13 protein-coding genes and 1 pseudogene are annotated in these 25,149 nt (G+C 43.5%); all 14 read left to right on the top strand.

What is annotated here, in order from left to right; genetic code table 11:
* The first annotated feature begins 133 nt into the window (after nt 1–133).
* The 14 genes and pseudogenes from NST25_RS15775 (at nt 134) to NST25_RS15840 (ending at nt 24,788) form a co-directional block, all read left to right on the top strand.
* Complete coding sequence (locus NST25_RS15775) at nt 134–5,740, top strand: hypothetical protein (RefSeq protein ID WP_340391765.1); 5,607 nt, start codon at nt 134–136, stop codon at nt 5,738–5,740.
* Nucleotides 5,741–6,081: 341 nt separating this feature from the next.
* Entirely contained in the window at nt 6,082–7,023 is a 942-nt protein-coding gene (locus NST25_RS15780; RefSeq protein ID WP_340391766.1) for a hypothetical protein, read from the top strand.
* 108 nt (nt 7,024–7,131) lie between these two features.
* On the top strand, nt 7,132–13,929 hold the full coding sequence (locus NST25_RS15785) for a stalk domain-containing protein (RefSeq protein WP_340391767.1): 6,798 nt from the start codon (nt 7,132–7,134) through the stop codon (nt 13,927–13,929).
* 207 nt (nt 13,930–14,136) lie between these two features.
* The gene (locus NST25_RS15790) at nt 14,137–14,814 is read left to right on the top strand and encodes a response regulator transcription factor (RefSeq protein ID WP_076126558.1); all 678 of its coding nucleotides are present in this window, start codon (nt 14,137–14,139) and stop codon (nt 14,812–14,814) included.
* Nucleotides 14,811–15,818, top strand: coding sequence for a HAMP domain-containing sensor histidine kinase (locus NST25_RS15795; protein ID WP_076279713.1), 1,008 nt, complete (start codon nt 14,811–14,813; stop codon nt 15,816–15,818). Before NST25_RS15790 ends, NST25_RS15795 begins: the two co-directional genes overlap by 4 nt.
* 83 nt (nt 15,819–15,901) lie before the next feature.
* Complete coding sequence (locus NST25_RS15800) at nt 15,902–16,624, top strand: ATP-binding cassette domain-containing protein (RefSeq protein ID WP_340391768.1); 723 nt, start codon at nt 15,902–15,904, stop codon at nt 16,622–16,624.
* Entirely contained in the window at nt 16,621–17,394 is a 774-nt protein-coding gene (locus NST25_RS15805; protein WP_076309489.1) for an ABC transporter permease, read from the top strand. The genes NST25_RS15800 and NST25_RS15805 overlap by 4 nt, the downstream gene beginning before the upstream one ends.
* Nucleotides 17,391–18,149 carry an ABC transporter permease gene (locus NST25_RS15810; RefSeq protein WP_340391769.1) on the top strand — a complete coding sequence of 253 codons (759 nt, stop codon included), beginning with the start codon at nt 17,391–17,393 and terminating at the stop codon, nt 18,147–18,149. The genes NST25_RS15805 and NST25_RS15810 overlap by 4 nt, the downstream gene beginning before the upstream one ends.
* Nucleotides 18,150–18,339: 190 nt before the next feature.
* The gene (locus NST25_RS15815) at nt 18,340–18,924 is read left to right on the top strand and encodes a TetR/AcrR family transcriptional regulator (protein ID WP_249267693.1); all 585 of its coding nucleotides are present in this window, start codon (nt 18,340–18,342) and stop codon (nt 18,922–18,924) included.
* 156 nt (nt 18,925–19,080) lie between these two features.
* Nucleotides 19,081–19,950: an NAD(P)-dependent oxidoreductase gene (locus tag NST25_RS15820; RefSeq protein WP_340391770.1), complete on the top strand. Its 870-nt coding sequence runs from the start codon at nt 19,081–19,083 to the stop codon at nt 19,948–19,950.
* 63 nt (nt 19,951–20,013) lie between these two features.
* On the top strand, nt 20,014–21,066 hold the full coding sequence (locus NST25_RS15825) for an LLM class flavin-dependent oxidoreductase (protein ID WP_076279716.1): 1,053 nt from the start codon (nt 20,014–20,016) through the stop codon (nt 21,064–21,066).
* A gap of 99 nt (nt 21,067–21,165) precedes the next feature.
* Nucleotides 21,166–21,861 (top strand): annotated as a pseudogene (locus NST25_RS15830) (alpha/beta hydrolase); the annotation flags it as partial.
* A 306-nt stretch (nt 21,862–22,167) separates the two neighbouring features.
* Nucleotides 22,168–23,094, top strand: a complete 927-nt coding sequence (locus NST25_RS15835; protein WP_339167951.1) for an ADP-ribosylglycohydrolase family protein — start codon at nt 22,168–22,170, stop codon at nt 23,092–23,094.
* A 44-nt stretch (nt 23,095–23,138) separates the two neighbouring features.
* Nucleotides 23,139–24,788 carry a DUF6138 family protein gene (locus tag NST25_RS15840; protein WP_339187125.1) on the top strand — a complete coding sequence of 550 codons (1,650 nt, stop codon included), beginning with the start codon at nt 23,139–23,141 and terminating at the stop codon, nt 24,786–24,788.
* Nucleotides 24,789–25,149: the final 361 nt, after the last annotated feature.

Genomic DNA, 25,149 nt, shown 5'->3' on the forward strand with positions numbered 1-25,149 from the left:
GACATGCTATGATAAAAACGACGGAGCGGGATTAGCCAGAAGAATACGGCTGATTGCTTCTTTATGATCTTCGAACAAAGGAGGGTTTTATTATTTTGAAAGCGTTATCAACTTAAGGGAGGCTGTGAGTTGTATGATAAAAAGGAAGCTGTTTTTCTTAATCGTTTTCATCGTGACGATATTAGTTCCTTTCAGCCTAGACGGAATAAGGACCGCTTATGCAGAGACCTTACCGTATAAGACGATTATTATCGATGACGGGAGCATCACGATCAATGATGTTGTGACACCTGATGTGGGTAACGAGAACAACGGATATTCGGCTCCGAATTGGACCACAAGTACAGGGGTGAAGGGGTATGATAACTCCAGCTCCAAATATACGAGTACAGCAGGCAGAACGATATCATGGAATCCACGATTGGAAGCGGGAACGGCGAAAATTTCGTTATACAAGCTTAACTGGGAAGATAAAGCGGATAGCAATGTAAAAATTGAAATCGTCCACAATGGAACGACGGATGTTCTTTTTATGGATTTGAGACCTTCGTTTGGCGCTTCTGTGGGATGGGTTGATTTGGGAGAGTACTATTTTTCCGGAGTTGGTAACGAATTCGTTAGATTAACTCGGTCTACCAGCACAACCAGCACGATACTTACTCGTGCAGATGCGGTCAAGTTCGAAGGGAATATTCAGCAAAAAGAGCCTCATAAGACGATCATCATTGATGATGGAAGCATCACGATTGATGATGTCGTCACCACTGATGTAGATAACGCAAATAACGGGTTCTCCGCTCCTGATTGGACTACAAGTACGGGAGTGAAGGGATATAATAATTCCAGTTCCAAATTTACCGATGCAGTAGGAAGAAGCATCACATGGAATCCGCGATTAGAAGCAGGGACGGCGAAAATTTCATTCAACAAGCTTGATTGGGCGGATAAAGCAGACAGTAATGTTAAAATCGAAATTGTTCACAATGGGATTACGGATGTTATGTTTATGGATCTGAGACCCTCGTCGGGACCATCGGCCGGATGGGTTGATTTGGGGTCCTATTATTTCAGTGGTGATGATAGCGAATTTGTCAGACTGACTCGAACACAACCTACGACCGGAAAAATCATTACGCGGGCCGATGCGGTCAAATTTGAAGGGAATATACGGCAGCAAGCTCCGCCGTTGCCTCCGCTGCGCAGCCGTACATTGGCGAATCTCAGTTACACGGAAAAAGGTAGCATCGAGAATGCCAGCTATAAGGCTTCCTTTTATGAAGCTGCTTGGGATGAAGGCAAAACCATCGTTCGTGATATGTTCTACAAGGATACGGATACGGGGAACTGGGTGCCTGTCAATAATGTGGCGGAAAGACTTGAAGAACAATGGGTCTTATTGGATGGGAATGCGGGGAGTCGAACCAATTATTACGATACGATGAACAAACGCTGGATTACATTCGACGAGATCAATTTCCCAGACAGCCACACGGCGATATTAACCGATTCTTCACATGAAAGCGATTACGATTTACAAGTGAACTGGTCCATGTCAGGGGACAAACCTGATGTTTCCTTCGCCTTTACACCTCGCAAGGATGGCAATTATGTAATCGGTTATCAGTCCTTCACAACAGAGCAAATCTCAGACGTCAATGAAGTGTTAAATGGTTTCAGATCACACGCCAAAATGGTAGGTTCAGTGGAATCAACAAGCTTAAGGGAACTAAACGCTCCGATGAGTCTAATTGAGAAGTATGACGGTTCGGGGAATCCATTGACATATGGGGTATTTGTACCGTCGGATGAGCTTCCGGTTGAATTTGAACCGACGGGAGGCGTTACGAAGCAAAGGCTTGGCATGAGCCTTGTCAACAACGAAGGCAGCGTGCAGCCAATCTTGTATGCTCCTCAATTAGGGACCTATTCGCAAATGAACGCAGAAAGCACTTATCAATTTCATATGGGACTAATCGCTCAAAAAAGCAAATTGTATGAGTCCTACGCGGATATTCTTCGCAAAGAGTACGGTTATTCTGCATACCGGGAAAATGTATCAGATCAGTCGCTTACTGACGCGATGTTCAATATGATCGATTTACTTAAGATAGAGCCGCAAGGGGATGACTCTGTTGATTATGTCCCGTCACCCAGCGGGTGGTGGAGCCGTGCCAAGGGCTTTATTGACATCGAAAACGAGGATAGCGTTCGAACAAGCTCGAATGCGGTTCTTTTGGGGGCTTACTATTTGACTGGGGATGACCAGCTCTACGATACGAGAGCATTGCCGTCCGTCCAGTATGGCTTATCGCGAAATGGTATAGGCTGGTCGCCGACGCAAAAGCCAGTATACGGTGTGCCGTCGTTATGGAAAATGGCAACCTTGCCGTTTGATTTTTCAAGCGTAACCGCTGTCAATCAGATGATGGGTACTTCGGCAGGAATTGGGGCGCTGGCACAAGAAGAGTACCTCGTACGTGATCCTGACCAGAAAGACCGGGGTCCTGTTATTCAACCCCTGATGATGTATCGTATGACGGGAGATACTCAGTATTTACAGGCTGCCAAGGATGCAGCCGACAGCTATATCATGCAGCATATTGATACGCCTGCATCCGTCAATCTGAGTAAAAATGAGTTCATTTATTATTATAGCAAGCTGTGGATGGAGATCTTGGAGCTTTACGAGGAAACTCAGGATCCCAAATACTTGAATGCCGCTTATAAGGAAGCAAAACGGTATGCAACGATGTTTGTTGCTCGTCCGGTTCCTGAAGGTAGCGTTACGATTCCGCAGCCTGAGACGTATAATTACGCGGAGTCGTTCCATTGGCCGGAAAGTGGTAAATATCAATATCCTCGGATCAAGCTCCCAGAAGATCTAGCCGGAGGCGTACAAGCGGATAGTTGGCTTGTTTCTCCCAATGGATTGACGTTTGAAGCGGGAAGTACAACTGGCTATTATCGGATGAATGCTCAGGAAGCTCCATTCATGCTGAGATTGTCGCTCTATACAGGTGATAAACTGCTGCAGGATATTGCTCATAATGCAGTTATTGGACGATATTCTAGTTATCCAGGTTATTACTATAAGGGCTTCGCCGTTAGCCAACTTGAGCCAGAGTTTCCTCTGGAAGGCCCAAGCGGGGCTACATCCATCTATTATCACCATATCCCGGGACAGCTCGGGCAAACGATGGATTATTTGATCAGCGAACAAACGTTGAAATCGAATGGTAGTATTACATTTCCTTCTGTTTTTGAAACTAATTTTTTATGGTTCAAATATCACCTCTATGGAAATAAACCAGGGAATTTTTACGGTAATTCCGACGTTTGGCTCTGGATGCCCAAGGGGATTATCAAGACCAACCATCCTCAATTGAACTGGATAACGGGAGAGAGCGGGAATAAATTCTACATCGGGTTAAGCAACGAATCATCAGCTGAAGTCCAGACTCCGATCGAATTGAATGCGCAAATCATTGGGTTCAACCCGGCACAAGATTATACCGTAACCATCATCCGCGACAATGGCACACCAGAGCAAGCGGTTATGAGTGGTGGAATCATTCAAGCCACGGTTTCAAGCAAAGGAATAACCGCTATCATTGTAGAAGGACTCAACATTGATGTGCCGCTGCACCAGGTCAGAACTGCTGATACATCGGATGCAAGCTATTTCTTCGATATCCACAGTCCAATAGATGCTGTTAAAGGTATGCTGATCGTCAAGCCCGACGAAACGGCCTATGATGCTTATGTGCAGGCAAAAACGACAAAACCAGCGACGATCCATTATTCCTTGGATGGCGGAGTAACGTATACAACCATTCCAGATACGATCTATCCGATGGAATGGTCGATACGGGTAAACGATTTATCCCAAACCTTCACTTATTATGTGGAATCGGATGGGAAACAGACCCGCAAGCGGACACTCTATTTGCCTGATCAAGTACAAGAAACTCCAGTTCAACCGGATTGGCAGGAGAGTTCATCGATCATTGTGGATAATACGGAGGCAGAGACAGAAGGCGTCTGGATACGGGATACAACGGCTAACGACTATTACTATGATAACTATGTGTACGCCAAATCGGCTGCCGGCACAGCGACAAGCAGAATTAAATGGCGGCCTGAGCTGCCGGAAAGTGTTACTTACAGTGTGTATTACAAGCTTCCGCAAATAACCGCTACAAGTGAAAATTGGGCAACGAATGGCTCATTTACCGTTTATTATAGTGGAGGCTCCGAGACGGTTACCGTTGATGAGACAACGGCCAATGGGACTTGGGTGCACCTGGGAGATTATCCTTTTGCAGCAGGCGATAGCGGATATGTCGAATTAACCAATAAGGCCAACAAGTCACGGGTAGTTGCCGATGCGATGATGTGGGTGGATCCAAACAGTATGCCGCAATTGGAGTCTGTGGTGATCCTGTCGGATCGGGGTGAACTGCAAATGACTCAAACCGCACAACTAAGCGTAACCGGCTATTTGGATAACGGTCTGATTGGTGATCTATCACAGGCAAATGTGCAGTATTTCGTTGATCGAACCGATCTGGCTGAAGTGGACAGTAGCGGTATGTTGACCCTTCTAAGTCTCGACGGAGAAACGGATCATATTGAGGTATGGGCCACTGTAACGATTGACGGGGTGACCTTAACAACACCTTCTATGACAATTGCGATCAGGGACTTAACGGTTATTGTCGACAGCACGAATACGACTGGGTTATACACGACAGAAGGATCTTGGAGCCAAAGCAATTTAGCTGGATACAAAATTGGGGTTAAGTCCCGTTATTCTACCGTTCAAGGTTCATCAGCGACGTGGAAAGGCCAGTTCCCAGAGGGGAAATATACGGTCTCCATTTACAAGCTCGTCCATACGACGGCAAACGATAACTATGTCAAAGTGGAAGTGAAGCATCAGTCGGTTACCGAGGTTACGTATATTGATGCAACCGTCGGCTCATCAGGTTGGGTTAATCTAGGAACGTTCGACTTTACTGGAGACGGCAGCGAGTACGTTCGTCTAACCAGGGTTACTCCGACAACGGTAGATCCGACAACTCTACCTGCCGATATGATTTATACGAGGGCTGATGCAGTCAAGTTCGAACGGCATTCCGTTAGCCCGGAATTGCTTGCAAATGGGGTGCCAGGTAAACCGATACTTTCGAATAATAGCGGTGTTGCGACAGGTATAAATGATGGCAATTATGAGGTTACAATGAATATGTGGTGGGGAAACAATGGCTCACTGTATAAGTTGTACGAGAATGGTCAATTGATCCAAACGAAGTCACTGGCCGATGTTTCGCCAGCCGCCCAGACTTCCATTATTCCTATTCAAGGAAAGCCGAATGGAACCTATGTGTATACATGTGAGTTATCGAATTTGTATGGAACGACTTCATGTGATCCACACACCGTCACCGTGGCTGAGGCAAATCCCGGCAAACCTGTGTTGTCTAGTGACAACTGGGATCAAGATGGCGACTATAGTATTACTGCTAATATGTGGTGGGGCACGAACGCAGAACAGTATCGATTATATGAAAATGGCGAACTTATTGAAATGCAATCTTTATCTTCACAAACACCAAGTGCTCAATCGGCCATTACACAAATTTCAGGGAAATCTCCTGGCATCTATCAATATCGCGGTGAGTTTATGAATGGAAGTGGAACAACGGAAAGTGATACGATACAGATTATTGTAAAATAAACTTATGAGCTGAGTGGATGAGAACAATCCATTCGGCTTTTTTATTTCCTGGAATTTAGTATAGAGCTATACAAAAAGCTAATCTTTCAAGGCTCTCAACTGGGTGATATCTACATAATACTGCTCATGCTAGATTAGCAGGGCGTTTTCAACCAAACGTGGTAATTTGAACATGTCAAATTTGTTCTAATTCAGTCTAAATAAGCGCTTACATTAGGGGGTGGCTAAACTTACAATAATGTCTAACCATTTAAAATTGGGAACTTCTCCTGCAACGGCGAAGAATTTCACTATCATGGCTTTCATGCAAAGCTAGGTTGAATATTGGAGAGGAGGCTGTCATGGGGATTACAAGACGAAAACCAACAGTGATTATCTTGTTTACCGCTCTGATTGTTCTTGCTTTACTCATGTTGGGCTTAACTAACAAAAAGGTGGAACTGCCTGAAAATTGGATATTTACAGTAGATGGATACGCCGTAACAGAGGAAGAATTTCAATCTTTTGTCAAAGAGCAGAGAGCTATAACGGTAGACTATTTCTTCAGAACTTATGGGGCCCAAGTAGATGAGAGCTTCTGGACACGTCAATACGGCAAAAATCATGAAACCCCCTCTGAATACGCCAAAAATTCTGCGATGACAGCATTGCTAATGTCCAAGCAGGAGCAATTTATTGCAGACAAAGGAGGAATCGCCCCTTACCAAAGCTTTGATGAGCTTAAATCCGACATGGAAGAAGAAAATGTTAAGCGAGCTAAGATGGATGATTTAGGAGAGACTTACTATGGGTTGCCTCAGTTTGATTTATATCAATACATGCAATATTTAAGTGGCGCCCGTTGGCCGGATTTGATAGAAACCCAGGTAAAGAAAACGAAAATGAGCGACGCCCACTTACAAGTTGAGTATGCATCAAAAAGTGCGGATTATATTCGTGTAGCTGATAAATTAACGGCTGCGTTAGCGACAGCGGGACAAGTCAAAGAAGAGAAAGTGCTAAATCGTTTAGATATATCCAAAGAAGATACCGAGTCTCTTAAGTTCTGGGAGTCTTTAGCTGCTGCTTCTGTAGGTGAGACAGTAATCGGTAAATATATGGGTGAGGATGTCGTTGCTACATTAACCACAAAACCGGAAATCACCAAGCTTAAACTGGAAGAAGTGAAAGATTCCATTCTATACGGATCGGCGGAGACTGACTTGCGAGCGTTAATTGCAAATACGAATGAATTGAAGATCGTGTATAACGGTAATCGATTCAGTGAGTTAGTAGTGAACTAGAATAGTTAGTTTTTAAGTTTATAAAAATCTATGTCTATTGAGACTTCCATAGATACAGATTTTTTATAAAGTATAAATTTATTAATTTCAAAGGGAGGAAATTTTGGAATGATACGATGGAAATGGATGCAAAAAGCTTTGTCGATAGTTACAGCTACAACGTTGGCATTCCCTGGTCTGTTCAGCTTGGCGCCTTCATCCGAAGTGTCAGCTGCGGGAGGGAGCGAATCTTTTGACTCCGTTGTACTAGAATTGACACAAGCGGCAGGTCAAACAGGTAGGGTAAATCTTACGTATAAAGGTTCACCTTTAAGCAGTCTGGTTAAAGGACCGGTTATTGACGAGGTAAGTTATGATTCCAGCAATTCGCAACTTTTAACTGTTAATAATCAGGGGAACATTACTTTATCTAACGGTTATACATTTGCGTCGCCAGATGCTCCGGGCGTTCCGGTGACAATCACGGCCAGGGCGGGTTATTACCCTGACTCAGAAGTGTTATTCATGGAGGACTTCGAGAACAACAATGGTCCGATGACATCTATGAGCAAATTAGGCTCGTCATTCACGCTGTCCGATGCACAGTCCCGTTCTGGATTGAAAGCGATTACACCTTCGGATGATACGAATAATGAAAAGGTAGCTCAAGATGTGGCATTGCCGGCTGGCAGCAATTATAAGATGACGGCATGGTATTTTGACCCGTATCCTAATGAGGAGAAGACTGCGACGGATAGAACGCAATTTGCTATTGTAGATGGTAAAAATGCCACCTTTGCCGGGACATTCTATCAAAGTTCAGAGGCTGATGTTATTCATAACCCGACGAAATATACTTGGGCTTATGCACCATCATCAGCGGGTACAGCAGGCAACCGTTGGAAAGATAGCGGGGCTTTACGTTCCACAGGCTGGCATAAATTCGAGTGGCTTATTACACCAAATGGTGCGACGTTACAAATAGACGGAACATTAATATCCGATTCAGCGCAAAGTGATATTTACAGAGCTATGAAGAGCGGTACAACCATTCAGCCTAAAATAGCGGGAGGATGGAATAGCCAGACAGGGAACAAAGCTTATATTAAAAATAAACATCTAATTGACGATTTTTATGTTGTAAAAGATGTGGCTACAACAACAGGAACCAGAACATTAACAGTGAATTTGGTGCCTCCCGGCGGATTGCCAAATTTAGAAATAAGCACTCAGCCAACAGCTGCAGAAGTGAAACAAGGTGAGACAGCAACATTTAGCATTACGGCATCAGCCGCTGCTACTGCTTATCAATGGTATGTATCTGATGATGAGACTGGCTTGAGCGGGACAAAAGTCAGCGGAGCTGATAAGGCAGTATTAACACTTTCCAATGTGGACGCAGCTTCACAACAAGGCAATTTTTATTATTGCGAGGTTTCCTCGGCAGAGGGAGTTGTAGTGAAATCCCATGCTGTACCGTTGTTGATAACCACCAATACGCAGGTGAATGCACCAATTAATCCAACGCTTGACTCGGATACGGGTATTTATAATGGCGCTTCCAATTACGGGGATACCCTTGTAACACTGTTCAAAGACGGTGGACCTGTTGGTTATTATTTATCGAAAAATGGGGGACCCGACCAGCCTAACAATCATGAAAGGCATCATGTTCTGCCCTATGCAAGGGCACTCGGAGTGGGCAACTACACTATTACAGCTATTGTCATAAATAATGCGGGAGATATCAGTGAAGAAGTTGCAGCATCCGGAATATTAAAGATTGAGAAATTGCCTGTACCGGCAAATGCCAGATGGAACGGCACATACGCTACATGGGATCGCGTCGCTAACGCATCTGCCTATTCGGTTCAACTCTTCAGTAATGGAGTGGTTAATGGAAGCCCGATTGCAGCAACAAGCAATGATGCGGCTTTGTCCCCGACTTTAAATGATACATTTAAAATAAAAGCAAACGGCAACGCAACGTCACGATTCTTAGACTCTGATGAGTCAGGGGAGAGTGCACAATATTCAGCGAACATTGCGCTAATTCGCCAGAACGATACATTACGGGCAGGAGATAGAACGCGGTTAATGGTTGACACAGCTGATGTGTTCGTTGCTGATAACATCAGCTTCAGTCCGGCGGATCAAGACAAGGATAAGATTGAAGTTGATGATGCCGGATTCGTGACGGTTAAGAAAGGTTATATTCCGACAGGGAACGAAGAAGTTACTGTACATGTGAGCGTTGATTACTTCAATAAGGCTGACACTAAGTTTTACGATGGATTTGAAGGGGAGAAGAAATTTTCAAATGGTGCGAACGGATATGTTCACAGCGATGTGATGTCCCGTACCGGAGGAAAGGCCGCGACATCAAGCGGCGCCGGTCAGGTGGCGACTGTTCCAGGTACCTATAATTATGCCCCTGCAACCGGTAAGACAACAATCGTTACTGCTTGGTACTATGATGATGGCAGAGCGGCTTCCAATGACCACGCTGTCTTTGGCTTAACCCCATCGTCCAATGAACATATCGCAATAAATTATGGCAATGGAGATGGTGACTGGGCGGAAAATCTGACCAATTACGCAGTCAGGCCTGGTTCATCCGGGAGATTCTATCCTGTAGATGTCCAGCGAAGCGAAGGTTGGCATAAATTTCAATGGTTCGTTACATCAACAGGAACAACCTATAAAATCGATGGACAAGACATTCAAAGGCAAACAACAGCTGGCGGAAATTTTGATACTCCAGTTAAGAACAATATTTCCAAGATCGATGCATTGCAGCTTGCTACGAACTGGGGCAACAAGCCTGGAACGGTTAAGGATATACAGAACAGGCATTTTATCGATGACGTATATGTTATCGATAGTGGAATAGCAGCCCAAACCGGAACAGCTTCTATTACGCTAAAGCTCTTGCCTAAAGAGTATAGTCACTTGGAAGACAGCACATATGTTATTGGTCTGGATGACTATAATATCACCGTAAATCCTGATTTAACGGATCTGGCTGGAGTGAAGATCGGCGCTGTAACTCTGCTGCGGGATGTGGATTATACGGTTAGCGGTAATGTATTGAAGATTAACAAAGAATCATTCACAAGAAATAATATCGTGCCGGGAAAATATACCGTTAGACTTGATCTGTATCCTGCCGAAATCACCTTCGAGTTGAACATTGTACCCCTTGAAGTCCGTGATTATTATCTCTCCAATAACGGTGACGATCATGCAGATGGACGCACACCAGCTACGGCATGGAAATCAATCTCCAAGATTAATGAATATGTATTTATTCCAGGTTCAACTATTTATCTGGATGCGAATAGCGTATGGAACGAACAAATCAGACTGCGCGGCAATGGTGAGGAAGGAAATCCGATTACGCTTACAAAATATAATACGACCGACCCTAACCAACGCCCGGTAATTAATGGTGGAGGAACAGCGTCGAGCCCATCAGGCATATCCTTAAACGGTACCATTGAGTTATATGACGTAAACTATTGGGTAGTCAGTGGAATTGAAGTAACGAACATCGGCAATGCGGCAGGTGACGGCCGCTCCGGTATCGCTGTAATGTCAAGGATTTCGAAGCTGGGACAAGGTCAGTTTAATATTCAAGATTATGCTGATGCTCGTATGCAAGGAATCGTCATTCGAGATAACTATGTTCATGATGTTAATGGGCTGCACCAAGCAAATGGAGCAAGTAAGGTATCCGGCGGCATCATTATTAATGGTTATGTGGATATATTGGTTGAAGGCAACAAAACCCTTCGTTGTGATAACGAAGGTATTCGCAATAATGCCTACGGGCCAAGCAATCCAGGGACTAATAACACAGGCATTACTTGGAGTAATTCTAGCTATCCTTGGGCATCCAACGCTGTGTTTAGAAACAACTGGGTTTCTAGTTCGGTTGGAGATGGCATTGTCATGTCCGGCGGGAACAACTCCCTTGTGGAACGAAATGTGGTCACAGACAACGGTTATAGCTATTTAAGCGATAAGAGCGGCAATCTGGTTACGAACTGGGGGCCAAATAATACAACACCAACATATCTAGGTTCGCAAAACTATGCGGCTGCGTGGATTATGGCAAGTAAAGGCACCATCTTCCGCTATAATGAAGCTGTGGATAACCCTTATCATGCAAGTAATGACGGTATGGCTTGGGACATTGACAACTATTGTCAGGACAATGTGTATGAATACAATTACAGCCGAAATAACTATGGTGGTTGGTACTTACAGATGAATGCTGCCAAGGGCAATATCGTTCGCTATAATATTAGCGTGAACGACGGCCGCAGCCCCGATTTTAACAAGAGCTTTAACAGTCTAATATTGCTTGCAGGAGGTTCTTCAACGAGCGAGGAATTAAGTGGCTTATACTATAACAATGTCATCGTCACACCATTGAAGAATAGCAGTTCGTTAGTATTTGACCCGACAGCCTCCAACTTGCACATTTATTTCCAAAATAATATATTTGCCTACACTGGGGCAAACAACCAGGTTGGTCTGAAAGGCGAGGGAACATCAGCTCCATTTGCAGCCGGACGGTTTACGAACAACATTGTGTATCCGGCTAATCTTTTTGGCAGCATGAACGCAGGTGGAGGCGGATATCTAGGTGCAGGCGTAACAGCAACAGACAACCGCTATGTAACGGAAGAGGAACTGAATTCTATATTAAAAGATTATAAATCTGCACCTGAACATTGGATTACCAACAGTGGGACAGTGGATGCCAAGCTTGATTACGATGCGATGAACGGGTTCCGTCTTGCGGATGGTAATAACCTGGCCTATGGTGCAGGTGCCGAGATTGTAAGCCCATATGTGGATCGGGCGAATGCTCTGCCTCATATGACGGAGAGAACAGACATCTTCGGCAATTCACTTAGCGCTAGAACGCATTCCATCGGCGCGCACAACCCTTATGCGGTAACTTTTGATTCCAATGGGGGCAGTGAAGTTGCGGTGAAGTTCGCTGACATGGGCGGTACAATTACTGAGCCAACAGCGCCGACAAAAGATAAAACTGTTTTCGGCGGTTGGTATCAAGATAAAGGATTAAACGATGCTTGGAATTTCGATGCTGATCCTGTTACAAGGGATATTGAATTATATGCGAAATGGGCTGAAGACGCAGGTACGGCACCAACGATAATGACGAATTCGCTTGCGGATGGCAAGGTAGGACAACCTTATTCGGCAGTTCTTACCACTGATGGCGATAAGCCGATCAAATGGGCCGTTGTAGAGGGGCAATTACCATCAGGATTGAGCTTGGATGAAGATGCAGGTGTTATCTCTGGTACACCGGATCAATGGGGTCAATTTAAGTTCAAAGTTCAAGCAAACAATGACGTTGGCAGTGACACAAAACAGTTCAATATAGTGATCACTGAAGTTGTCTCAGTTGATACAGCTCCGGAGATTATCACTAAGAATTTACCAAATGGCAAAGTTGGACAACCGTATACAGTAACACTAGCGGTATATGGCAGTGAACCGATTTCTTGGAAGGTCCAGGGAGGAGATTTGCCAGTAGATTTGAACCTAGATGAAGCAACAGGCGTTATCTCGGGTACGCCTCCAGAGGCAGGATATTACGAATTCACGGTTGCAGCATCGAATGATTTTGGTAAAGATGAGCGAGAATTGAGCATCGAGATTAAAGAAGATAAGCCAGTGGATACAGCTCCGGAGATTATCACTAAAAATCTGCCAAGTGGCAACGTTGGACAACCGTATACGGTAACATTAGCGGTTTACGGCGACAAACCGATTACCTGGAAAGTGAGTGATAATTATTTACCTGCTGGGCTGAATCTAGAAGGAGCTACGGGTGTTATTTCAGGCGTGCCTACTGAAGCGGGAACTTACAAATTCAATATTAAGGCTTCCAATCATGCTGGCATGGATACGATAGAGTTAACTATTGTAATTACTGCAAATAACAGTGGTGGCAATAATGGCAATAACAATGGCGGCAATTCAAATGGCCACAGCAGTACGCCGACTCCTTCGCCAGAGTTATCAGTAGCGGAGCGTATTGATGCTACAATCAAAGAGCAGCTGAAGAAGGGCAATTCCATTGCATTGACGATGTCAGCCGGAAAAGATGAGCTTGAGATTCAAAGCGATACGATCGGTGCGATTATTAATGCCGACAAACCGCTAATCGTTACGAATAACACCGTATCTGTTAAATTGTCCGCTGAATTGTTGAAGCAATTGAATACAGGAAAGTGGATGAAGGTTGTCATTAAACCTGTAGATGAAAGAGGCGGAGCTATAGGGCGGGGATATGAATTAAAGATCTTCGTGGATGGCCGGGAAGTAACGGATTATACAGGGCTTATACCCGTAACCTTCGATCTGTCAAAAGAGAAGTTGTCGACAAACGAGCTTAACATGTTATGCGGTGTTATGCTTCAATTGAACGGTAACATGGAGCGTTTAGGCGGCAACTATGAGCGTGAGACAGGTAAATTTACTTTCACGGCAAAAGGACTAGGTTATCTCTTCATTACAGCCAAGCCTGAACCTGTGAAATTGGAATTCACTTTAGGAAAGACAGGATATAAATTAAACGGAATCGAAATGAGTATGGACGTTGCTTCAACGGTAGTTAAAGGCAGAACGTTAGTCCCACTGCGCTTCGTTGCCGAGAGCTTAGGAGCAAACGTAAGCTGGGATAACGTTACGAAAACCGTAATGATTACTTTGAAAGGTCAGACTTTGTCGATTAAGATCGGTGAACTTGCACCAGGAATGGATGTAGCAGCTGAACTTGTAAACGGTCGTACTATGCTCCCATTACGTTTCATTGCTGAGTATTTTGGTGCAAATATATTCTTCGATAATACTTCGAAATCCATTAGTATCACGAAGTAGTATTTCCTAAAATTAGCAGCTACGCTCGAAACCCTCTAACATGCACTGCCATGTTAGAGGGTTTTCTAGTGTGCGCCCGGCATAGACGATAACTTGGCGGTGAAAGTCCTCTATTAACGAACAATAAAATTGTCTTAACTGGAAACAATTCTTTAGATTGTGTTAATCTGTCTAATAGTGAACTCGGTTTAGAAAGAGGGAAGTTACTTGAAAAGAAACGTGTTATATATTGAAGATAATGAGAAGATCGGCAGTTGGGTAAAGGAAGAATTGGAACAACGAGGATTTTCAGTACAGTGGCTGCTTTCTGGTGAAGGAGCTGAAAAAGAAGTAAATCAGCATGAAATCGTTATTTTGGATATCATGTTACCCGGTTTAGACGGATTTACTGTGGGGAAACGATTAAAAAAGGCAGCTCCTGCTGTTCCTATTTTGCTGTTAACTGCTCGAACATCGATAGATGATAAGGTAGAAGGGTTACAATTTGCTGATGACTATTTAACGAAACCATTCCATACGGATGAACTAATTGCTAGATTAGAAGTATTAATCCGTCGAAAGGGCGGAACACATTCCGAACGCATTTCATTAGGGAATTATATTGAAGTAGATCCAGACATCCAAATGGTATTTGATAAACACACAGGAGAAGAAATTATATTGACAGGGAAACAACATCATATTTTGATGTACTTCTTACGCCACCCTAATCAAGTTTTACCAAAAGAACAAATCTATGAAGCCATCTGGGAAGAAGCTTATATCACAGGTGATAAAACATTAATGGTACATATTCATCGACTGCGTCAAAAGCTGGAACGCCATCCAGACTCCCCAGAGATTATTGAAACGTTGAAGGGAATAGGCTATCGGGTGAAACTATGAGACAGACTAAATCACTATTTCGTCGTTTTCTAAAAGGACATTTTCTATTTATCTTTTTACCTCCGATCGTACTTATTTTCTTATCTGCGTTCATTGCGTCTCCTTTTAATGAAGAAGAGCTGAATAAGTTAAATTATTTTTACATTGTACTTCTTGTGTTTGGTTTTATTATTGTCGCATTTGTGGTAATCTCTTGGATTTTCTTCTTGAGACTTCGTAAACGTCTCACCTGCTTACAGGAAGTCATGTCATTTTCAGCTAATCATAACTCATTTCCTAAACCAATAGCTGTTCAAAGTGATCGTATGGATGAAATAGACCAGTTAGGAAGTTCCTTTAATTGGATGATTCAGCAGCTTGAAGACAGTCGCAAGCGAGAACATGAAGAGGAATTGTTACGACATCGACTCATCGCGAATTTATCTCACGACTTACGAACGCCGCTTACCATTTTGAGAGGACATGTCACCCGATTAAATAAAGAATCAATGAGTCTAGAAGGACAAAACTCATTATCAGAGATGAACCATACGATTACTAGAGTTGGAGATCTAATGGATGATTTACTTTCCTATACATTGCTTACATCAGGAAAACATCCTTTTGAGCCCACTTCAACAGATATTGGACGTTTAGTAAGAGCATCTGTTGCTGCGTGGTATCCTGTATTTGAAGAAAAAGAAATCCGGATCGAGGTTGATTTACCGACAGAGAAGACTTTTTATTGGGAAGCAGATCCTAAATGGATGACACGTGTTCTGGATAATTTATTTCAGAATATTCTTCGCCATGCAGCAGAGGGGAAATATGTAAACATTGTGGTTGATGTAGAAAAAGAACAGATCATTGTTGCAGACAGAGGTCCGGGGATGGATAACTCTTCCTATGAGCGTGGGGCGGGGATAGGTTTATCGACTTCAAATTATATGTTGAATAAAATGAAGCTTAAAGCTGACTTTACATCAAATGAAAACGGCACAACAGTGGCTATTGGTAGAGCTTAACCTAAAGTTAAACCAGAAGTAAACAGCAGGATAACCGAGATGTAACTTTGCTTCTTTATAATTAGAACCATAACAGAAAGGAAGTGTTATGGTTGCTTACAATTAATAACTTAGTCAAACATCGCGGAACTGGGAAAATCTTATCAGGTATCAGTTTTAAAGCTAGACCTGGCAGAGTAACTGGTTTTCTAGGTCCAAATGGAGCAGGTAAAAGCTCTACACTTCGCATCCTGCTTGGATTAGATCGTGCTACCTCAGGGAGTGCACTAATCAATGGAAAGCCATTCGCAGAATTACATAATCCTGTATCAACAGTAGGTGCCGCACTTGATGGATTTGGAGCTCATCGTATGCGAACAGGACGGGCACACTTGCGTTGGATTGCTCGTGCCGCAGGATTGTCTAACTCACGTGTCGAGGAAGTTCTGGAAATAGTAGGTCTTACTAATGAAGCCGGAAAAAGAGTTGGGAAGTATTCTCTTGGTATGGGGAGGAGACTTGGAATAGCAGCTGCGCTACTCGGTGATCCAAAAGTATTGATTTTAGATGAACCCGTAAATGGGCTCGACCCAGAAGGAATTCGGTGGATTCGGACATTTTTACGTGAACGTGCTGAGTCTGGAAATACGGTGTTGTTATCCAGTCATCTAATGGGAGAGCTTGCAGAGACGGTTGATGATGTGGTGATTATTAAGCATGGAACTATCGTTGCAGATGGAACATTGGAAGAAGTAATAGGTAACTATTCCACGCTGGAGGAAGCCTTTTTTGCCCTGACATCTGAAAATGCAGGTGAAGTTGTATGAGAGCATTTAACGCGGAACTATCTAAATTGTTCTCCTTACCGGGTATTTGGCTTGCTTTTCTCATTGGAGCGTTTGCCCCAGCGCTTATTTCTGCCTTGGACAGCATAGCACAAAAAGAGGAGATTATAGCTGGAGTTAGCACGCGGCTATCGGAAGTTGGCTATATCGGGTTAGCTCTTGGTGTGCAAGGCGTTATTATTCTTGGTGTGCTTGCTGTCAGCAGTGAGTATTTGACAGAGAGCAGTGAATCTGGTGGAGGACAACAGATTACAACGAGTTTAACTGTTGTTTCATCCCGAATTCATTTTTTATTGGCAAAAGCAGGTGCTGTGACTGTGATCAGCATACTGCTTTGTATTGTTGCTATTATGACAACTGTGTCTGCAACGCATCTTATTCTTGGTGAATATGCCCCTGCATTTGAATGGTCCAGACTTATCGGTGCCATTTGTTACTGGACATTCACTGCTCTTTTAGCACTTGGAATTACTTTTCTAACTAAGAATGGCATCCTCCCGCTTGCTGTGCTCATAATAAATTCATCCGTTGTATCATTTAGTGTCCTGTTGTATAGGGTTACAAAGTTGGCGTTTTACTTACCAGATAGGGCTGGCGCTGAAATGTTTATGTTTACGGACAACACGTCCACAGGCAGTTTATTCGAGAGGTTTCACACCCCCTTCACAGGCGGTTTAGTCATGTTTGCCTGGGTAGTCGTTGTTTTCATTGTTGCAGCTATTGTATTCCATAGGAGGGACGTTGCAGCATGAGTGTCTCATCTAGTAGAAAGATAACACAAATCCTGGGTGCTGAACTGGATAAATTAGTTACATTACCATTGATAGGGCTCACTCTTTTGGTTACATTCATTCTTAATTTAGGTTTAGCCGCTGCTTTTACTTCTGTTGATCTACAAGGGGCAGCAGGAACGCAAAATATACTGAATACAGGACTTTCTTCTATGGGATATCTTCAAGCAGGATTCATTATTCTTGGTATCTTAGCTACTTGTTCAGAGTATACAGGGGGACAGATTCGAACTACTTTAACTACGATACCTTGGCGAGGGTTTCAATTATCCACGAAGTATTTGGCCTTGACCATTATAACCATTCCTGCGGCGTCTTTTACTACTGCATCAGGTGTACTATATACCTTTATCATGATGAAAGACACAGCAGTAGTGATTGAAATAGACGAAATGATAAAATCATTAGCAGGTGCAACAGGCTATCTAACTTTAACCACACTTCTCAGTGCAGCTATAGGTGCTTTATTAAGACGAACTACTCCTGCTTTAGTGGTACTGCTTGGCTATTACTTCATTGTCAGTCCATTGTCGAAAGATTTTCTACACAATACTAAATATTTTTTTCCAGATACAGCAGGATATTATATGTATATGCCGCCTTCCTCCGATGAAATAAATGTCCTTACACCAATGGAAGGGACAGGTATTTCCCTGCTATGGACACTGATCTTTATTACAGCAGCTATTATATTTTACCGTGAACGAGATGCCTAATTCTGAACTAGCTGATTTGATCATTAAACTAGAACAATATGCAACAAACATTGATGTTTGGATAAAAGATGTTTATGAGCAATTCAATGACTAAGTATTTGCTCTTAAGAACGGACACCAATATGAGTGTCCGTTTATTTTATAAATCTGGACTGATCAGTTCAGATATGTTATATTTCAATGACGGGAGGTGTTACTTATCGCTAGGACAAAAGAATTTAACAAAGATCAAGCGCTGCATCAAGCTATGCTGTTGTTTTGGAAAAAAGGATACGAAGCGGCTAGCATACCGGATTTACTAGAGGTGATGGGCATTAGCCGATCCAGCCTTTACGATACGTTTTCCGACAAGCAAACCTTGTATACAGATGCCCTTGAGCATTATAAAAAGGGGAATTTCAATAAGCAGGCTATTCTTGAACATGCATCTAGTGTTAGAGATGGAATTCTTCAATTTTTTGAGTATCATATTGCTTCAGCATACGATACCAGCCTGCCGGGCGGGTGTTTTGTTACGAATGTAGCTACAACATTGGAGTCGCCAGATGAAAAAATTAATGAGTTGATAAAGACTAGTTTTTTGGAATTAGAGCAAGCTTTTTGTGACCTTTTAGAAAAGGGCCAGCAACGGGGAGAAATTGATAAAACGACTGATATCAAAGCGTTGTCTTATTTATTGTTGAATTTACATCAAAGCATTAATATTATGGCCAAAGCAGATCAGAATCCGGAACGTGCAAAAGAGATGATTAGCTTTGTAATAGCAGGAATCTAATTTTTTTTAATCATTCCGGAACGATCGTTCCGTTATCATATTCCCCATATTATGAAAGTGATAATTGAAGAGTATATGTTAGACTATATTTTTTTGATTATTTCGGAACGATCATTCCGTTATTGAGAAACCCATCAAAATAAGGAGAGGTGTCTAATGAAAGTATCGTTTATTGGGCTTGGAAATATGGGGCTCCCAATGGCCCAAAATCTATTGAAAGCGGGTTATGAATTAGTCATCTTTAATCGGACCCCTGAAAAAGTTGAACCCTTAATGAAACAGGGAGCACGATATGCCAAAACACCGCTAGAGGCAGTGAAAGAAAGCAATCTTGTAATTACCATGCTTTCTGATGATGCTGCTTTGAAGGAGGTCGTCGAGGGACCAGATGGTGTTCTGAATGGATTGTCGGAAAATGGAATTCACATCTCTGCCAGTACAATCAGCGTAGATCTGGCTCGAAAATTATCCGTCTCGCATGCGGAGCGAAAGCAACACTTTGTGTCTGCCACGGTGATGGGGCGCCCAGATGCCGCTAAAGAAGCTAAATTGCGTATTATTTTAGCTGGTCCGGAACAAGCAAGACAACGGGTACTTCCCGTTTTAACAGTATTGGGTCAAGAGATAGTAGAGATTGGGGATCACGGCGAAGAAGGGAACGTTGTGAAAATTGGCGTTAACTTTCTAATTGCTTCAATGCTGGAAGCTTTGTCGGAAGTGCAGCTAATGGTAGAAAAGCACGGTATTGATTCGTCCCGATTTATGAATGTCGTGAATGCTCTTTTTCAATCTCCAATATATCAGAACTATGGAGCGATCATGAGCGAACAGCGCTTTGAACCGTCCGGTTTTAAAATGAAGCTTGGGTTAAAAGATGTTGCATTGGCTATTGAGGCAGCGAAGTCCGTTCAAACTCCTCTACCTTTAGGTCAGCTTATCCACCATCACTTGTCTGAAGGAATTGCCAATGGTTATGGTGAGTTGGATTGGACGGCTTTAATCCGTTGTCTTGAGCATTCTTCTTAAGAAATTGGGTTGCACCGATGATGTCGGGCGAATTGCTAGAGAAAATATAAGGAGAGATTAACTATGGAAATAGGTGTTACTTCGTTCATAGAAACAAAGCCTGATACTGAGACCGGAGTTGTGATGAGTCACGCACAGCGATTACGAGAAGTCGTCGAAGAAATCGTCCTTGCGGATCAGGTAGGACTTGATGTGTTTGGCATAGGTGAGCATCATCGTGAAGATTATGCAGCTTCATCACCAGCAGTGGTGTTGTCTGCTGCAGCCCCCCTAACAAAGCGGATTCGATTGACGAGTGCTGTGACGGTCCTTTCATCAGCTGATCCTGTCCGTGTGTTTCAGGATTTTGCCACGCTTGACGGCTTATCCAATGGACGTGCCGAGATTATAGCGGGCCGGGGTTCCTTTGTTGAATCCTTTCCGCTTTTTGGGTATGACTTGCATGACTATGAGGATTTATTTAATGAAAACATCGAGCTGCTTCTGAAAATACGGGAATCTGAGAAAGTTACATGGAGTGGAGGACATCGATCAGCGATAAATAATCTGGGTGTATACCCGCGCCCTGTTCAGCACTCTTTACCCGTATGGATTGGTAGCGGCGGTACCCAGGAGTCTGCCGTGCGTGCAGGACTTCTGGGCCTGCCATTAGTCCTGGCGATTATCGGTGGAAACCCAACCAATTTTGCACCGCTTGTACAACTGTATAAAAAGGCGGCAGCTCATGCCGGACATGATGCATCACGGCTTCAGGTAGGTTCACATTCCATCGGATTTGTTGCAGAAGATACGGAACAGGCAGCAGAACTCTTTTTTCCGTCAACCCAGTACGGTATGAATAAGCTCGGCAAAGAACGGGGGTGGGCGTACTACGATCGTTCCAGCTATGATGCTGCCCGACGCTTTGATGGTGCGTTGTATGTAGGGGATCCGGAAACAGTCGCCCAAAAAATAATCCATCTGCGTAAGCATGTAGGGATTACACGATTCATGATGTATGTTCCCTTAAGTACGATGCCGCATGAGTTGGTTATGCGGGCTATAGAACTGCTCGGTACAGAAGTTGCGCCGCGAGTACGAGAGGAAATTGCCAAGTGGGAAGCTCAAATGGGATAAGGATTATCTATGAATAAGACGTAAACGAACGAATTCATTATTTTATTTGGAGGGATTATTATGAGTGTTGAACCACGTATACTACCAGAATTAAGAGAGGGAGGATACGTGTTAGGACATCCGGATATGGACGACGAATTATGCGAACGTTTTGTTCAGACAGCTGAATGTATAGTCGTATCGGTTGATTATAGGCTTGCTCCCGAGCACCCTTATCCGGCGGCGATCGAAGATTGTTATGCTGGATTGGTATGGATGACGGAGGAGGCAGCCTTGCTTGGCATTGATGTGGATCGGGTTGCAATTGCCGGTGCTAGCGGTGGCGGCGGACTGACAGCAGCACTCGCGCTGATGGCGCGTGATAAAGGAGGACCGTCTCTTATTTTCCAAATGCCATTATACCCGATGCTTGACAACCGTAACATCACACCGTCCAGTCATGAGATTACGGAAGCAGGCGCAATCTGGAACCGAACAGACAACATAGCAGCTTGGAACATGTACCTGGGCAAGGAGAGCGATGTCAGAGGAGAATCTACTTATGCAGTACCCTCGAGAGCGGAGAACTTGGCAGGTTTGCCGCCAGCCTATACTTGTATAGGTCAGCTCGATCTATTCCGAGACGAGACAATGGAGTATGTGGCACGACTTGCACAAGCAGGTGTAGATGTTGAATTCCACCTGTATCCCGGTTGTTTTCACCTTTTCGAAATTTTCGCTCCAGAAACAGAAGTGAGTCAGCGCGCTGTTCAGGGCTATATGGATGCGATGGCCCGGGCACTTCATCCTAGCTAATTATAGGGACTAAAATAAACTGCGAATACGCAGAAAAAGTTGATTGGTTATTTAAGTAGAGACACGTAATTATTCGGGAAGTATTCATAAAAAAGATGAGGTTGTTGATTTTAAAAACAGCCTCATCTTTTGTTATATATTATTGATTTCAAAAAGGGCTTAGATTACTATCGTATTGTTCATTGGAAGCTTATTTCTTCAATTTTTATTTACATGATGCAAAACAGTTTAAATATTGATAGGGTAGGCTTATATATTTGTAGACAGCTTGATCCAAATTATATCTAGTGATAAGGAGAATACAACATGTGGGATAAGATTAAGGGTGGGCTTTACGGCTTATTGATTGGAGATGCTCTTGGTGTCCCCTATGAATTCAGATCAGCGGAGCAGCTCCCACCTCTGGAGCAGATTGAGTTTACTCCTCCTGTGGGCTTTCAGCCCACCTACCGAGATGTTCCAGCCGGCACCTGGTCGGATGATGGTGCGCAGGCACTATGTCTGCTGGAGAGTCTGATCGATAAAGGTACACTGGAGCTAACTGATTTTGCTGACAAATTGGTCGACTGGTATCATGAAGGTAGATGGGCAGTAGCCCAACAAGTTTTTGATGTTGGAATACAAACCAGTCGTACGTTGTCTACTTATTACCAAGGAATGTCCCCTTACGAGAGTGGCAATACAGTTCCTGATGGGAAAGGGAATGGGGCGCTAATGCGCGTGCTACCACTTGCCTTGTGGCACAAAGGAACAGATAAACAACTCGTTCAGGATGCACATACTCAATGCCTTGTAACTCATGCACATATCTGTAATCAGGTATGTTGTGCCTTCTATGTGTTAATTGCACGTGAACTGTTGCAAGAGCAAGACTTCAATCTGTGCTACCGAACTGCTCTTAGCAAGCTTCGAACGATCTACCAGCAGATGCCTGAGCATGAACGGGAGCTCGAAGAGAACATTCATCCAGATAAAGTATTCTATGGCGAAGGATCTGGTTATGTCGTAGATTCCTTGTTCAGTGCGTGTATGATCCTCCAAACCTGCACTTCCTACGAAGATGCCGTCAAACGAGCAGTTGCCTTAGGCAACGACACGGATACAACGGCCTGTATCACAGGTGGTCTTGCCGGAATCCGATATGGCTATGAGCATATCCCTCAGCGCTGGATCAACCAGCTGCGAGAGGCAGATCTGGTTGATCAACTGCTTCTCCGTCTTCAAACTGCATGAGGTGTACTAAGTTCTATTAGCATTAACAATGAGGAGGAGTGGGAATGAACGCAGCAGTACAGAGGTTTTTAGACGATGTGTGGAGCGAGATGATAACCATATACAACAAAGAGACTATAAGAATAAATGAATTCATAGGAAATCGTCCGCTCCAGGCAGGGATAAAGGATTATCTTCAGGTAGCTTGGCGTGACGGAAAAATACATATTGATGTTGAAGAACCGTTTGATTGGACAGACAGCTCTTATAAAATCGAAGCAGGTCCTTATATCGCCGAACTCACGGATGAATTAATTAGATCTGAACTTTACCCGGCTTTATGCAAGAGAGTGGAGGAGCTTTTTTTATCAGAGAAGTTAGGTCCTCGTTTTTTTGATTACCGATTCCAGATCGTACTTTCCTTTGAAATGGAGGACGAAGACTTAACACTTTGCGTGCATCTGGTTAACGAAGAGAAGCTGAACGAACTCCGCAAATCATTACAGAAGTTTATAACATCCAAAATCATGTCTAATCTTCCCGTATTGCCGAGTGTTGATGACCAGTTTTTCTTTTCTCATCACTTGATGAACCCTGATCTTATGAAGCAAGAAGAAAATACGGTTGGCCCATTAATTGAGCATTTATCCGACAAGCTCAGAAGTAATAGGCGACGCTTAGACGAATGGACTGGCCAGTATACTTTGGCTATGGATAATTGGATTCAAAATATTTTTCTTCCACGCTATTTTGTGCGTACAGGCAGCTTTAGAATGGATTGGATACCTAAAGAGGATATGGCGCTTATGGATCCGAATGCAGATCAACTTTCCTTTTTTGTATATGCCGCTCTGCAAATTGGAAAAACGAAACCGGACATCCGGGAACAATATTTGAAACTAGCTGTCCAGCTTGGTTCAAAACACGCAGCGGAGTATATCCAGGGGGGAAGCGGGAAATTCACTCCAGTATATAAAGGGACCCGTGTTGAAGTTGATAATAATGATGTAACGCAGAGCATTGAAGTCCGGATTTTGAACGAGGAGGAAGCAGCTTATGGAGAAGCATTGGATCACATTACCCAATTGCTGCAGCAGGGATTCCCGAAGGAATATAACCTGAAGCTGAAAAGCAAACAAAAGAACTATCTTCCTCTAAAAAAAATGGCTAAATCAGGTCTTCATCAGTTTTTTGCTGGTGCACTAGCCTATCCGTCTCTTTTTCCTAAGCTGGCTGCGTATGCGGATATCGCTATGGAGCCCTATGCGTGGTACAAGGACACGGAACCGGGTGAAAAGTCGGTCATGCCTAGTACCTATGCTGTACTCGGATTAGGATTATATAGCAAGGAATATTTCTCACTCGTCTCTCGTTATATGGAGATGGTAGATTCGGAGCACCAAATGATACAGGATAGTTATGCGGAGACCTTTATTGATGCGCACGGCGTGGAGGCTGAGCTTATGCCAGTCCTAGTAGACATCCTGCTAGCAGGAAATGAGGAAGCAAGATCTGTCAAAAACTTCGTGATCGATCGGGTCGAGCTTGCAGAAGCGCTGCTTCAAGAGCTGTCGCCTAAAGAAATATATGAACGGGAGCAGGTTATATATCGGATATTCGGAAGCCGTGCAAAGCTGGAAAAAGCCGTGAAGTCAGAGCAGACGGAACTTGAGCTTAGTGTTATTCTCTCGGAGCTGCTGACTCTTATAAGTTGATTACGATATGTAAAAATGGAATTCTCTATTGGTTCGGGCAGGAAGAAGAAGATGATGTTTTTATTGTGGCTTCAGTGGAGCCAAGTGGTTTATCATTTTATGCACAGATGAGTAATAGTGATTGGAGTTCTTGGATAGAGAGATTTAAATTGGAGGCGACAAAAGTATTAGGATTTGATGTTGGTGAACCCGAAGACGGGTTTATGTAATGAAGTGCACAATTTAATTGTGGGGATGATTTCGTGTTTACTGAAATGGTAGCTCAGTATTTACCTCTTCTCTTAGAAAAAGAGGGTGATTATTTATTTGAGTAGAAAGACGGAATAGTAAACCTTAAAAAACAGTCCACCTATTGGTACGT

It is taken from the genome of Paenibacillus sp. FSL E2-0190, from assembly GCF_037992965.1.
Taxonomy (GTDB): domain Bacteria; phylum Bacillota; class Bacilli; order Paenibacillales; family Paenibacillaceae; genus Paenibacillus_AQ; species Paenibacillus_AQ odorifer.